Below are 13,520 nucleotides of genomic sequence, written 5' to 3'. Positions count from 1 at the left end.
ATTTTCACCCCACAATCCATATCCCCACAATTACTTCCTTACTGTCTTCCTCTTTTTGTACCACAAGCTTTACCATATCCCCTGCTGCCAGCCGGGAAAACGTGGTAGCAGTACCCAGACTGGTGGTCACTGTGGTGCCCACAGGAATCCTCATGTCTTTTTTCTCTCCGGTCAGAGTGTAGGTGGTAACCAGTTTCGTTTCCTCTGTATCTTCATTTTTCCGCGCATCCTCCTCATTCTGAATATTGGCATTTCCCTGGGAATCTTTCAGTGTCCCGCCGTTTTGAACCTCCCCAGGCATCTCCCCCGGAGAAGGTATCTCCCCCTGAGAAGGCATCTCCCCCTGAGAAGGCATCTCCCCCTGAGAAGGCATCTCCCCCATATCAGGCATACTGTCCCGGCCAGGGAACTGGCTCTCCCCGTCAGCGGATGTTGGTTCCTCTGTCATCTGAGCAGGGGACTTCCCCTGTACTTCTGTCTCTTCTGCCTCTGCCAGGGCAATGGTCATATCATTGCCCACAATGGTTTCTATCTGTCCATAGACTACTTCCTGATTATCCTTCAGCGCTGTCTCTTCTGCTGCACCAGTGCCGGCCTGGGCGCTTTTACCGCAGCCCGACAGCAGCAGAATCCCTGTAATGCACAAACATATCATTTTTCTCATGTTTTTACTCCTCGCTCAATGCTTCTATAGGAATCAAACGGGATGCTTTGAGTGCGGGATAAAATCCAAAGAGAGTGCCGGTGATAACGGCAAAGATAACTGCCAGCACAGCACCCCACAAAGAAAGCTCCACCCTTACGCTAAAATGTTCTACAATGGGTGTAACAAGGAAGCTGAATCCGACGCCCAGGAAACCTCCGATGATACTGATCACACTGGATTCCATCAGGAATTCCAGCAGTATATCCTTCTTGGAACATCCCATGGATTTCAGGATCCCGATTTCCTTTGTCCGCTCTTTTACTGTGACAAATAAGACATTCATAATCCCGATTCCTCCCACTACAAAGACAATGGCTGCCATGGCAATCAGAAGCATGGTCAGTATATTATTGGATTCAGCGGCGGCTTCCATCTTGCTTCCCGCATCAGAAATGGTAAATTCCGTATTGGGATAGCTCTCTGCAAGAACTGTTTCTATATTCGTGATCACCGTGCTGATCTCATCCACATTAGAGGCTATCACCGTAATAGTGGGACTGATGCTGCTGCCTGTAATATACTTGACTCCAGTATTATAAGGGATAAATATGCCTTCATCAGGGCTGATTCCGGAAGAGACAGTTCCCACTTCTTCTATTACGCCGTTCACCACATAAGGCCTGTTGTCTATATAAATCTCACCGTCATAGGCTTCGTAGGCACTTCCGAAAATCTCTTTTGCCGCTGTCGCTCCCAGCACACACACCTTTTCCATATTCTCATCGTTGGCATCTGTCAGAAAATCCCCGATAGCCATAGAGAGATTGCTGATGTCCCTGAACCCACTCTGCACACCTGCCACGGTATAGGAGGCTGCCTCCTCCAGCTCTCCCCCATCCACCTCCTGCTTGGTAGAATAGGAGATGGACACAGAGGTGATATCCGGTACAAAAGTCTCCAGATCGTCCACATCGTCCAATGACAAGGTAACCGCTTCCTGGTTAATCCGGTCAGACTGCCCGAATCCGCCAAACGCTCCCATATCCGGCATCTGCATGCCTCCACTGAAAAAGTCAGCGCCCATATCAGAACCAAAAGTTCCCTGAGGCCCTGAACCTCCTCCCGGCATGGGACCTCCGCCAAAATCGTTCCCTGAGCTTTCCCCGCCTCTCTGTTCAAACTGGCCCATATTGCTTCCGTTTCCTTCATAAGAAATATCAATCGCTCCCGCATTTAAATTTTTGAACTGTTCTGCAACGTCCATCTGTCCGCCTCTTCCGATGGCTATTACCATAACAATGGTGGCGGCTCCCACTATAATCCCCACAGAAGTCATAATCACCTTGAATTTATTCTGGGTCAGATTCGTCCATACCAGACGCAGCAGTTCTCCCGATCTCATGATTCCACCTTACTTTCAATCAAAACGGTATCCCCCTCCTTGAGTCCCTCCTGGATCTCTACATGCACCCCGTCAGAAAACCCTGTAGTTACTTCCACCTTCTGCACATTGCCGGAGTCGTCTTTTACTTTCACATAAGATTTTGCATCTTCAGCTATCACTGCCTTATTGGATACATAAAGTACATCCTCTATTTCTTTGGTAATAAATGTCACATTGGCTGTCATCCCTGTCAGCACTTTTTCCGGCACCGTGTCAAGGGCAATGGTAACCGGATAGCTGACGGTGGAAGAAGTGGTATCCGCTGCATCTATAGCCGTAACTGTGCCGGAATAAGTCTCATCTGCAAAAGCTGCAAATGAAATCTGCACCTCATCTCCTATCGTCACACTTTCAATATCATCCTGCATGACGGAAACTTCTATGGTGACTGCACCTTCATCTGCATATTCTGCCAGAGGAGTCTCGCTATTCAGGCTGTCGCCCGCCGCATAGGAAGAGGTGACCACAGTCCCGCTGCAGGCCGCGTAAATGGTATTGTCTATAACCAGCGACTGGAAAGCGGCCAAGTTTTCACTGGCGGTATCCAAAGTCTCCTGCGCCTCCTCTGCCGCCTGACCAACACTGTTCATCGAAACCTCATACAATTCTTTTGCATTTTCATAATTGAGCATGGTCTCTTCATATTTCTGTCTGGCCTCCAATTTTTTGGTCTCGGCTTCACGGTTTGCCTGATCCAGCTGGGACTGAAGGCTGGCTGCCTGTGCAGCATCACTGGTGCTATCCAGCTGGGACTGGAGGGAAGCAATATTATTGTCAATAGAGGCAATCTCTGCCTCATACACCGCTTCTGCCACGCTGCCGGCTGCCTGATAGGTTTCGTATTCGCTCTCTGCCTTTAATTTTGTCTCTTCGTCTTCCAGTTCGGCTGCCTTTAAAGCCAGTTCGGCATTCGCAACTGCACGTTCCAATTCTGCCCGAAAGGCGTCCGTACTGTCCGCTGTCACCTTCAATATCGGTTCTCCGGCATTTACCTTTTGCCCCTGTGCTATGTAGACCTCCTCCACAACCAGAGTTGTCTCTGAGGAAGTTCCGGTTGTACTGCCCGCAGAAGGAACAGCAGTACTTCCACTTGAGGTCTGGATGAAACCGGACACACTGTCTGTACCTCCTGTACTCATATTGCCCGGGGCTGCCTGATTGGTTCCCCCGGTTTCTGTTTTGCTGCTTTCCTCTGTCTCCTGCTGACTGATGGTTCCAGAAGAATTCGATACTGAAGAATTTGATGTCCCCGTACTGCTGCTCCCTGTATTTGCTGAGGTGAGATCTACCTGTACAATTTCCAGATCGTATTCCTGAGTCTGGGTTCCTACACTGACACTGCCGCTCTCTGTGATTCCGGTTACAATATTGCCTCTCTCTACCGTTGTCTCCTTGGTGACTACCTCTGCTGTTTTTTCATTTCCCCTGTAATAGCAGAGAACGGATACCGCGGATACAACAACGACGGCAGTGACAGCAACGGCTATAATTCTCTTTTTTTTCATTTCTTTACTCCTTGCCTGTATATTCTGAATTTCGTAAGCCTTTTTTATTCTACCTTATCATACTAGTTATTCCTGAAATTAACCTTAAAAAGCGCAGGCATGCACAGAAAAACCCGCGGTGACACCTTATCTTTGGTATCCCCGCGGGTTAGCTTCCATTTACTATTTTATTCTTCCTTTTTTTCTTCTTCCTGAATGATGCGCAAAAAGTCGGCCTCTCTCTTTTTCCGTCTGGGAATAAAGCGTCTGGCCATTTTTCCTTTTCCTCTGGATTTAACATAGAAGAATCCAATGACAGAAAAGACTACCGCACCGATAAAGTTTACAAAAAGATCTTTCATGGTATCCAGAAGGCCGATATCCAGATATCCTCCCAGCCCCAGGCTTTCTCCGTTGACAGCCACATCCTTGATCCCCTCGATAGTGACAGGATGATTCCCCTTTGTGGGATCCAGCATAACTGATGTAATGGAATGGAGCACCGTATCCTTCTGCATATCAAAACCCAGGAATAAGTCCATACCACATTCAAAAAACTCCCAGATGACACCGATGGTCATAGAAAAGCAGAAAGCTACTATAGCCGTAAATGCAGGAGACAGTTGAAACTTTACTTTTTCATTCCGGTTCAGCAGATCCACCAGAGAAAATCCAATGGCTGCAGCCAGAAAACCGTTGACAGTGTGAAGAAGTGTATCCCATCCTGGGAATCTGATGTAGTATGCCTGTATCTCTCCTAATATCTCAGCTGCAAATATAAACAGGAGAATAATGATTTCAAGTGTGGTTGGCAGCTCAATCTTCAGATTTACCTGGATAAAGCTGGGCACCATCAAGAGTACCAGGGTCAGCAAGCACAAAAATACATTTTCATAATTGCCGTTAAACAGCTGCAGTACCATCATAAGAAGCACTGCCAGCCGAAGTATCACATAAACCAGAAAGGAACTTTTGTGCTCCTGCAGTTCCATATGTACAGCCTTCCACATTTGTTTTATTTTTCTTATCATCTATTTTCCCATTTATTCTTTCTAAAATATAATATGGGAATTATAACACACTATGAACTGATACTGCAATAAGCTTCCATTAAGGATCCTGATCCCCCGGGCTTTTGAGATTATTTTCCTGGGGACCTCCCATTATACCTTCCATATTCAGGTATACGGCTGCGGACGTGCCGTTTTCTATCCCCTCACTTTCACCATCTATGGCCACTGTAACCGTATAAGAAACACTAGAGACACTCTCGGAAGCCGATGATGCAGATACCGCTGTTACCGTCCCCTCCAGCTGTCCGGTCTCCTCAATATAAATCATCGCCGTATCTCCCACCTCTACACTTGTGACATCCTCTTGACTAACCGAAATTGAGATATTCTTATAGGAAGTGTCTTCGTAAAATACAAGAGAACTCTGACCGGACAATTCATCCCCCTCCTGACATCCTATCATCTGTATCTTTCCGTCCCGTACGGCTCTTACAATTCCGTCCTGATACTGGGTTGCCAAAAGCTCCGCATTTTCCTGTGCTGTGGCCACCGCCTCTTCTGCTTTCTCTAACTCCTGATCCAGCTTCTCCATGGTTAGATCATAATTATTCTTCGCATACTCGTAGGAGAGCATGTCGGAGCGGTACGTTTCTTTTACTGAGACCATTTCGGTTACCTGGTTGTTCAGGGCTTCCGCATAGGCCGCTTCCAGAGAGGGCAGCTGGCTGGCTGCTTTCTCCAGCTCCTGGGTCAGCTGGTTCACTTCCTGATTCAGGGAACTGACAGACTTCTCAGCTGATGATAAAACTGACTGGCACTCTGCCACTTCTTTGTCCAGCTCATCTTTCTCTGATTTTATATCCTTGTATGCATTCTTACACTCCTCATAGGTACTTTTTGCCGTGCTGTACTGTCCCTGCAAGCTTTCCAGCAGAGTATCTACTTCACTGGCTGTCCCGGCTTCACTGACAGCCTCTTCTGCTTCACGGCTTCCGGATGCGGCACTCTGTTCGGCTGCCGGTGCACTGACGGAGAACGCCTGGGCAGCCTGAGTACCCCCGGAACTACCTGCTAACTCTGCTGCCTCTTTGGATATCTCTGTCAGAACTGCATCCAGCTCCAGGGTATCTTTTCCCCTGTAAGCACCCAGATACCGGTAGACAATCGCAATCGCTCTGAGTTCTTCCAGGGCTGTTTCATATCCAGACTTTTTCTGTTCGTAAACTTCCTTCACAGAAGACAATTCTCCCTGTGTCTGGGACAGCTGCGCTTCTGCCTCGCTGCTCTGGCTGTTGAGAGAGGCAATCTGATTTTCTTTTTCAGCAATGGAATCGGGATTATCATTGACCGTGAGATACGCTTCTTCCAGTGCAGACTGGGCACTGCTCACTTTTTCTTCCAAAGCAGCGATTTGGCTCTCATATTCAGCTTTCGCAGTCTCGTTCAAGCCTGCCTCTGATATGTAAGTATATTCTGCCTCCATCTTAGCTTTTGTGTATTCCAGTCTTTCAGTAACGAGAGCATTCTCAGCATTCTTTACTGTCTTCTCAAGGAATCTCTCCGCCTGTTCCAGACTTTCCTTTGTGACCTTTAAGATTTGATCCCCCTCTGTGACTGTATCCTGCGCACTCACGCAGACCTCCTCCACCACCAGGGGGGCAGCAGTCTCCTCGTCTGTCAAGGGGAGCGTAAATTCCTGTACAACTGTGCCGTATGCCACATATCCGCTGCCGCTCACCCCCTCTGACTGGGGTATTTCCGTTTCTGTCCGCTGCCGGCCGGCTGTTTCTGCCGTCCCCCCATGCTTTTTATACACAGAGATTCCTGTGATTACAACGAGCGCCATACATACCGCAGTGACACTGGTGATGCAGACGATCCTTTTTTGAACACTCAATTCCTTCCATTTGCCTGATATCTTTGTCCTCATTACCTGCTCCTTTTACATGTGTCATTCTGGAATACTTCCTTATTATCGTATCTATCATACAGGAGCTTCCTGAAATTAGCCTTAAACAGGAAGAGAAAAAAGCGTCCCACCTCATCAAATGAAGTGGGACGCTTTTCTTCTTATTTAAATAGTTCAGGAACCCAATGTGCAGGATCCAGTTCTTTAAATTTTGAACGGTGGAACCTGTCTTTCTCTGAAAATGGCACTGTACAGTCAAAAATAGCTTTGCAGGCAATTCCATGATCCCTGATGGATGGTGACATGGCAGGATCATTGGAGGGATCCAGAGGATGGCAGCGGACTCCAGGAATCGGAATCAGGTCTACATCTGCCTGGAAACGAGTATTCATTGCCCAGACTACATCTTTGATATCGAAACAATCTACATCTTCGTCTACCAGGAATACATGTTTCAATTCACTGAATGCAGAGAAAGCCAGAAGCGCTGCCTGACGCTGTCTTCCTTCGTCAGAGGGAACTGCCTTCTTAAACTGCATCACTGCCATATATTTTCCGCCGCCGCTGGAAGCACAGTATACATTCTGAAGTTTTCCGGGCATCGCACGTTCTACCATGGAAATAATACTGGCTTCGGTAGGAATACCGGCCATGCTTACATGCTCCTCGCTTGGCCCGATACAGGACTGCATAATGGGATTCTTTCTTGTGGTTACAGCTTTTACCTTAATGATTGGAACAGATGGATTGGCTGCACCTGTATACCCAGGGAATTCAGGCATTGCTTTTCCGGTATCTGACTGGACATCCTCTCTCACCCGTACATCTGGGAGCAGTTCTCCCTCGATGACATACTCTGCATTGGCAATGCATCTCTCATCGATGGTCAGACAGTTGGTTAGCTTTACAGCTTCCTTGCGGATAGCCCCGGCTGCGCCTAATTCATTATATCCCAGAGGGGTTGTGGGAGGCTCGAAGCAGGCAGCAATTTCAATGGCCGGATCTACCCCTACGCTGATAGAGATAGGCAGCGGTTTGCCCATCGCCTCTGCTTTTTCACGAAATACTCCCAGATGACGGGCACCTGGCACAAAATACATGGAAATTTCATCTTTGCTCTGCAGACAGAGACGGTGAATGGTAATATCAGACTCTTTCGTCTCAGGGTCTGACGCATAGCAAAGTCCCATGGTAATATAGGGTCCTGCGTCTTCCTCAGTATTGGTAGGAGCAGGAATTAATTTGCGGATATCGAATCCCGGCTCATCTGCATAATGAACCACTTCCTGGCATTTAGCCTCTTTGTTGTCAACGACTACCGGTGCTATGGGTGCAGAAACTGCCTCATTTAACAGAAAGCCCAGACGTTCTGGTTTTTCGTTGAGCAGATAACCAACTCTTTTTCTGCTTGCCAATAGTCCGATGGCTACTCTTGCGTCCTCATGTCCTTTTACCTTGTTAAATACCATGGCAGGACCTTCCTGTGTAGGTCTTGCAACAGTTCCGCCTGCCCCCACATAACGGTACACTCCTGAGAGTTCTGCACGGGGATCTACTTCTACATCTGTCTCTACCAACTGTCCGTCAATTTCTTTTAAGTATTCCAAAGCGGAACGTAAATCTTCTATTTTTGCCATTTTAAAACCTCCTTTAACGGTTCGCTTCTTTTACTGCAGCAATTATTTTATCACAAACTTCCCGGCTGTTATCCATCAGGATCTGGAGCTCCTCTGCCGCAGCCTCATCAATATGTACTCCGGCTGCCACGGATACCCTGCAGTCAAGTTCTGTAGCCAGGTATCTGGCCGCCCATCTGGCCACTTCATCATCTTTATGTTCAAAAGCGCAGAGCACACTTACTGTTGCAGAGCGTCTGGGCTTTCCCTCATACAGAGGCCGGGCACATCCCAGAGCAGTGGCTCCCACATGGTACCGGGAACCCCCGCATATAGTGACACTGAGATCCTCTCCGCAGGATACGGCCCAAGCTTCTGTCTGATATCTGCTGCCCTCAGCCGTCATCACATGAAATGTCTTCATTATTCATCCGCTCCTGTCCAGGGTACAAATTTATCATGGGTTATCCCAAACTGCATCAGTACCTTCCCCACAATGTGGTTAATCTGATCCTCCAGTGTTTTCGGTCCATTGTAAAAAGTCAGCATGGGGGGGACAATAACACACCCAAGCTCTGCTGCCTCCTTCAGATTTCTGAGATGCAGTCTGCTAAAAGGCATCTCTCTGGGAACCAGCACTACTTTTCGCCCTTCCTTCATACAAACATCAGCGGCCCGAACCATCAAATTCTCTGCATATCCTGCTGTGATACCGGCCAATGTTTTCATGCTGCAGGGCATAATTATCATACCGTCTGTCACATAAGAACCGCTGGATACGGCAGCCGCAAGGTTTTTATCCTCGTGAACTACATCTGCCAGAGAAATCAGGTCCTCCAGGGGAATATCGCATTCTAACTCCCAGGTCTTCTTTGCCCCAGCGGTCATAATAAGGTGTACCTCACAGCCTTCGATGTTTTTTAACGCCCTTACCAGGTAATAACTCATCTCAACCCCGGAAGCGCCGGTTACGCCTACGATTATTCTCATGTTTTTACCGCCTTTATCTTTTACTTGCAGACCAGAGGCTGTAATACTGTCTCCGGCCTGCGAAACATATACTTGAATACTTCTCTAATTATAACAGACCGATAATCTTCCACCAGGGAACTTCTATCAAAACTGTTACAATAAATACAACTGCTATTAATGGGATACCCAGACGAATACATTCTTTCTGCGTATACTTTCCATTTTCCTCTCCCTGTCCTACCAGCATATTCAGGTGGTGGAACGGAAGGATATAGTGGCTGGCTACTGCTGTGTATACAAACAGTGCGGTTGCCAGGGGGCTGATGCCCATGGGTGATGTAAATGCCATAAGCGCGGGAATCGCAACACCCATAACAGCGATAACAGAACCCATGAACATATGGATAACAATAGAAATAACCGCAATAAATGCTGCCAGTACAAACAGGTTAGAGGGAACGGTAGAAGGCAGGATTGTGTCTGCCAGCCATGCGTTCATTCCAGTTTCACCGCCCACACTGCCGATAGCCATGGCAGATGTCAGGAAGATTAATACATGCACAGGTACCTGTCCCCAGGATTTTGGAGTCAGAACCTCTCCAACAACAGGCATACTCATACACATGGCAACACCCAGCGTGATCCAGCCGATATTAATGCCATGGATAGAGTCGGTTGCCCATAATACGATGGCAATTACAAGCCATACGGCAGTTCTCTTTTCCAGTGCGGAGAGAGGGCCTAAAGCTTTTTGTTTTTCATGGATTTCATCCAGATTTATATGTACCTCTTTTGTCGGTTTAAACAGAATAAGGATTAAAATCAACGTGAGTATTGACGCTACAATGGCCGGAACACCCATTACCTTAAACCAGCCAAGCCATCCCAGAGATTCTCCGGAGTTGGCTACTGCCAGGGGGTTGATGGTACTGTCGCCGGTCAGGAAGATCAGAGATACCGGTACAGATGCTGCGAATACGGTAAATCCGATTTTTACTGCATCCTCTTTTGGCATTTTGGCACTCTGAATTACTACTGCCATTACAGACATAATCAGAAATGCTCTGGGCCATGGATGGGGAATCAAAACACTCATAATAAAGGTAAGCACAAAGATAGAAACAATAATACCTTTATAAGATCTTACAAATTTGTTAATAAATGCGTATGCGATTCTCTCTCCCAGTCCGGAGTCCTTTACCGCACCTGCAATCAAATATGCACCGATAATCAAAAACATGGTAGGACCGATCCAGGATTTGAATACGAGAGCCGGCTCCGCTACTTTAAATATTACCAGTGCCATTAAATAGATACCGCCTACATATCCGGACTGTGCAACCTGAGTTGCCCACCAGACAACGGTCATAAGTGTTAAGGCCAAGCAGGTCTGACCTGCCGGTTCAATTCCCTTTAAGGGAAGAAAATAAATAATTACCGCAACTGCAATACCTAGAAAAAAACCTATTCTTTTCTTATTCATTCGCTGTTACCCCTCTTTGCTCTTATTATGAATCCTCATGCCGGGCCATGCAGTCTGGTCCGGCACGGGGATTCTTTTGCTCAGGTTTTATTTATCTAATGGTGGTACAGGTGGAATAACCTGCATATGAGCGATCTTTTCATCGTCCAGTTTAAATTTATCATGAATGTGCGGTGTCTCTGTAGATCTCCAGGAGTAGTAGCACTTATCACATAAATACACTTCCCAGGCATTTCCTACGGGAGAGTCAACCATTTTTCTTACTTTATCACTATCACAACGCGGACACTTCATGTTCCATTACCTCCTTATTATTTAAACATGCTGCGGATAATTTTTTCCCATTCTTCTGTCTTTGCAGGCGGCTCCAGAAGTTCTACTTCTCTTGGATTCGGCTCCGGAGCTACCGGAGTTGTTGCATCTATGATCATCTTCGTATGCATACCTGCCGGTACGGAGGATGGATCCAGAGGCATACCCGGGCAGTTAGGAATAATAGCCACATCTTTATCTGGTTTTACTCTTGTGGTCAATGCCCACATTACCTGCTCCAAATTAAATGGATCTACAAATTCATCTACTACGATTACAACCTTGGAGTAAGGCATTCCATGAGGTGTGGACAAGAGACGGAAAGCAACGCCTTTTCCGTATCCGCCGTAACGGCATTTTGTGGAAATAATAACCCCCATGCCGTGGGTATACATAGCATTTACAGCTACAACCTCAGGGATACTTTCTTTAATCTGTTTGTACAGAGGTACGGATGTATTCAAAGCCATCAGGTAATCAATCTCTGTCCAAGGAATTCCCAGATACAGATTTTCGAAAATAGGATTTGTCCTGTGGGTAACTCTCTCAATACGCACTACACACTGCTGACGGCAGCCGGAATAGGAGCCCGGGAATTCTCCGAAGGGGCCTTCTACTTCACGCACGCGCGGCTCAATATATCCTTCCAGAACCACTTCTGATCCAGCCGGAACGTAAAGATGATCATATAAATCTGACTTAACAATATCTGTAGGAACCCCGTCCTGCAGAGCGCCCACAAATTCATACTCATTCTGGGTATATCCAATCGGTGTGGAGGCCATGAATGTAACTAATGGGCTGTTTCCAAGTGTAATGGCGATTGGAAGCTTTTCATTCTTCCTTTCAGCCTTTTCCAGCTGAACTGCGATATCATGGAATGCCAATGCCTGGATTCCCACGCGATCCTTATCTTTTACCTGGATACGGTATGTACCTACATTCATCTTGTCAAAGTTGCCTGGTTCTTCCGGATCTGCTGTAACAACAGATGCTTTGGAAAGGAAAAATCCAGAGTCCTGGTCATTAATTCTGTAGAGCGGAAGAATCTCGAACAGATTGATGTCCTTATCCACTACGTTTTCTTTACAGGGAGCTTCTTCTCTGGAAACAATATTAGGTTCTACCGGGAACTTATCCCATCTGCGGTTCAGTTCAAAGAACTGCTCCTTTGTGGGAGTATCCTTTGGCATACCTAACATTAACGCATGATTCGCCCAGGAACCATGAACGTTTGTCACTACGGAATATTTGTAACCGTTTACCTTTTCAAATAAAACTGCAGGACCATTCTTGATGTTAGCGGCTGCACGGCCAGCAGAAGCGATATCCGGCTCCGGCATAACCTCATCTTTGATACGGACTAACTGTCCTTCTTCTTCCAGAGTCTCTAAAAAACTCCTTAAATCCTTGTAAACTTTAGCCACTTCAATTCCTCCTTTTACCTATTTTTTGTGCACTTTTTATTTTTATGCTTTTTCATAGTGCACTTTTTTACTCTTTTGACGACACACTTAGTATATCACTTGAGGTTTTTGTGCACAATTCACTTTCATCACCTGGCCATTCCAAAACGGAATTGCCTAATTAGACAATAAATAGAAATAATCACTTAAAATAACAAAAAGCAGTGGAAATTTTCAGGGAAAGCTGTAAAATAGAAAGGATAAGATATATGTATAACACCTATACATATATAGAAAGAATGGGGGAATGAAAGATGACGATTGCTCAGGTTAAGGATTTTTTAGCAATTTTGGAATTCGGGGGATTCTCTGCCGCCGCTGATGAGATGTATATTTCTCAGTCATCTTTGTCAAAACAGATTAAGGCTTTGGAGGCGGAAATAGGATTGGAGCTGTTTGTCCGCTCCAATAATAAAGTTTCTCTGACACCGGCGGGAGAAATCTTTTTAAAATACGCACAGAAATTTAACCGTACATACACAGAATTGATGACAAAAATGTCCTATCTGCAGAAAGATGCGGCTTCAGAGACCGTCTACTTCGGGACTCTCCCGCTGATGCAGGATTATCATATTGCCCAGCAGCTTGCCACTTTTCAGGACGCCATGCATACCATACAGATAAACATTACCGAGGCAAACCAATCGGAACTTCTCAAACTGCTGGATAACGGAAAAATCGATCTTTCCATCCTGCGGCTGAATTATCTTGTTTCAGAGCAATACCAGTACTGCCCCATTCAGGAAGACAAATTCACTCTTGTCTGCTCCAAAAAAAATGGGCAAAAACTAAAAGGGCATCCCCTGACGCTCAAAGAGCTCAGAGAGTCTCCGTTTGTTGTACTGAGTCATGAGTCCGATATTTACCACCTCTGCCTGGATCAGTTCGCCAGGGCAGGGTTTCAGCCTAACATTGCCTTTACCACCTCAAGGCACCTTTATCTTTTGAATATGGTTGACGCAGGGCTAGGATTCACCATACTTCCCAAAGATATGGTGAATACAGAACTCTTTCCCAATCTGGAATGTATACCATTCGAGGAGGCAATGACAACTACCATCGGGATCGTAAAGCTGAAGCATGGGGATATCTCCCACCAGGCAGATCTTCTGTATCATTATTTCATCGATACGGGATTAACGCCAACCAGAGGATAAACGTAAAAAGGGGACGTG

The 13,520-nt window shown here is 46.4% G+C and carries 12 protein-coding genes; 1 reads left to right on the top strand and 11 read right to left on the bottom strand.

Going from position 1 to position 13,520, the window contains the following annotated elements; translation table 11 throughout:
- Positions 1-4: 4 nt before the first annotated feature.
- The 11 genes from ACGHCT_RS06350 to ACGHCT_RS06300 form a co-directional block, all read right to left on the bottom strand.
- Complete coding sequence (locus tag ACGHCT_RS06350; RefSeq protein ID WP_390438930.1) at positions 5-664, bottom strand: hypothetical protein; 660 nt, start codon at positions 662-664, stop codon at positions 5-7.
- 4 nt (positions 665-668) lie between these two features.
- On the bottom strand, positions 669-2,048 hold the full coding sequence (locus ACGHCT_RS06345; RefSeq protein ID WP_154257404.1) for an ABC transporter permease: 1,380 nt from the start codon (positions 2,046-2,048) through the stop codon (positions 669-671).
- Positions 2,045-3,595, bottom strand: coding sequence for an efflux RND transporter periplasmic adaptor subunit (locus tag ACGHCT_RS06340; RefSeq protein ID WP_390438928.1), 1,551 nt, complete (start codon positions 3,593-3,595; stop codon positions 2,045-2,047). Before ACGHCT_RS06340 ends, ACGHCT_RS06345 begins: the two co-directional genes overlap by 4 nt.
- 167 nt (positions 3,596-3,762) lie before the next feature.
- A complete protein-coding gene (locus ACGHCT_RS06335) occupies positions 3,763-4,605 on the bottom strand; it encodes a hypothetical protein (RefSeq protein ID WP_154257402.1) in 843 nt (280 codons plus the stop codon).
- Positions 4,606-4,684: 79 nt separating this feature from the next.
- Positions 4,685-6,517, bottom strand: coding sequence for an HlyD family efflux transporter periplasmic adaptor subunit (locus ACGHCT_RS06330; protein WP_390438926.1), 1,833 nt, complete (start codon positions 6,515-6,517; stop codon positions 4,685-4,687).
- Between the two features lie 140 nt (positions 6,518-6,657).
- Complete coding sequence (locus ACGHCT_RS06325; RefSeq protein ID WP_154257400.1) at positions 6,658-8,133, bottom strand: UbiD family decarboxylase; 1,476 nt, start codon at positions 8,131-8,133, stop codon at positions 6,658-6,660.
- A gap of 13 nt (positions 8,134-8,146) precedes the next feature.
- On the bottom strand, positions 8,147-8,536 hold the full coding sequence (locus ACGHCT_RS06320; protein ID WP_154257399.1) for a hypothetical protein: 390 nt from the start codon (positions 8,534-8,536) through the stop codon (positions 8,147-8,149).
- Positions 8,536-9,102, bottom strand: coding sequence for a UbiX family flavin prenyltransferase (locus ACGHCT_RS06315; protein WP_154257398.1), 567 nt, complete (start codon positions 9,100-9,102; stop codon positions 8,536-8,538). The genes ACGHCT_RS06320 and ACGHCT_RS06315 overlap by 1 nt, the downstream gene beginning before the upstream one ends.
- Before the next feature lie 88 nt (positions 9,103-9,190).
- Entirely contained in the window at positions 9,191-10,567 is a 1,377-nt protein-coding gene (locus ACGHCT_RS06310; RefSeq protein ID WP_154257397.1) for an SLC13 family permease, read from the bottom strand.
- 87 nt (positions 10,568-10,654) lie between these two features.
- Positions 10,655-10,861 (bottom strand): non-oxidative hydroxyarylic acid decarboxylases subunit D, encoded by a 207-nt coding sequence (locus tag ACGHCT_RS06305; RefSeq protein WP_264296063.1) that lies wholly within the window; start codon positions 10,859-10,861, stop codon positions 10,655-10,657.
- A gap of 17 nt (positions 10,862-10,878) precedes the next feature.
- Complete coding sequence (locus tag ACGHCT_RS06300) at positions 10,879-12,306, bottom strand: non-oxidative hydroxyarylic acid decarboxylases subunit C (protein WP_072848989.1); 1,428 nt, start codon at positions 12,304-12,306, stop codon at positions 10,879-10,881.
- A 293-nt stretch (positions 12,307-12,599) separates the two neighbouring features.
- Between ACGHCT_RS06300 and ACGHCT_RS06295 the strand changes: the two genes are divergently transcribed.
- Entirely contained in the window at positions 12,600-13,502 is a 903-nt protein-coding gene (locus ACGHCT_RS06295; protein ID WP_154257396.1) for a LysR family transcriptional regulator, read from the top strand.
- The last annotated feature ends 18 nt before the right edge of the window (positions 13,503-13,520 follow it).

Source organism: Lactonifactor longoviformis (assembly GCF_042848515.1).
GTDB classification, from domain to species: domain Bacteria; phylum Bacillota; class Clostridia; order Lachnospirales; family Lachnospiraceae; genus Lactonifactor; species Lactonifactor longoviformis.
The sequence above is the reverse complement of the archived record's forward strand: the minus strand, read 5'-3'. Positions and strand labels throughout refer to the sequence as shown.

Excerpts from the sequence above, each read along its gene's own strand:
- ACGHCT_RS06335 (WP_154257402.1), bottom strand. The coding sequence starts at position 4,605 with ATGATAAGAAAAATAAAACAAATGTGGAAGGCTGTACATATGGAACTG.
- ACGHCT_RS06325 (WP_154257400.1), bottom strand. The coding sequence starts at position 8,133 with ATGGCAAAAATAGAAGATTTACGTTCCGCTTTGGAATACTTAAAAGAA.
- ACGHCT_RS06330 (WP_390438926.1), bottom strand. The coding sequence starts at position 6,517 with ATGAGGACAAAGATATCAGGCAAATGGAAGGAATTGAGTGTTCAAAAA.
- ACGHCT_RS06320 (WP_154257399.1), bottom strand. The coding sequence starts at position 8,536 with ATGAAGACATTTCATGTGATGACGGCTGAGGGCAGCAGATATCAGACA.
- ACGHCT_RS06295 (WP_154257396.1), top strand. The coding sequence starts at position 12,600 with ATGACGATTGCTCAGGTTAAGGATTTTTTAGCAATTTTGGAATTCGGG.
- ACGHCT_RS06345 (WP_154257404.1), bottom strand. The coding sequence starts at position 2,048 with ATGAGATCGGGAGAACTGCTGCGTCTGGTATGGACGAATCTGACCCAG.
- ACGHCT_RS06305 (WP_264296063.1), bottom strand. The coding sequence starts at position 10,861 with ATGAAGTGTCCGCGTTGTGATAGTGATAAAGTAAGAAAAATGGTTGAC.
- ACGHCT_RS06310 (WP_154257397.1), bottom strand. The coding sequence starts at position 10,567 with ATGAATAAGAAAAGAATAGGTTTTTTTCTAGGTATTGCAGTTGCGGTA.
- ACGHCT_RS06340 (WP_390438928.1), bottom strand. The coding sequence starts at position 3,595 with ATGAAAAAAAAGAGAATTATAGCCGTTGCTGTCACTGCCGTCGTTGTT.
- ACGHCT_RS06350 (WP_390438930.1), bottom strand. The coding sequence starts at position 664 with ATGAGAAAAATGATATGTTTGTGCATTACAGGGATTCTGCTGCTGTCG.
- ACGHCT_RS06315 (WP_154257398.1), bottom strand. The coding sequence starts at position 9,102 with ATGAGAATAATCGTAGGCGTAACCGGCGCTTCCGGGGTTGAGATGAGT.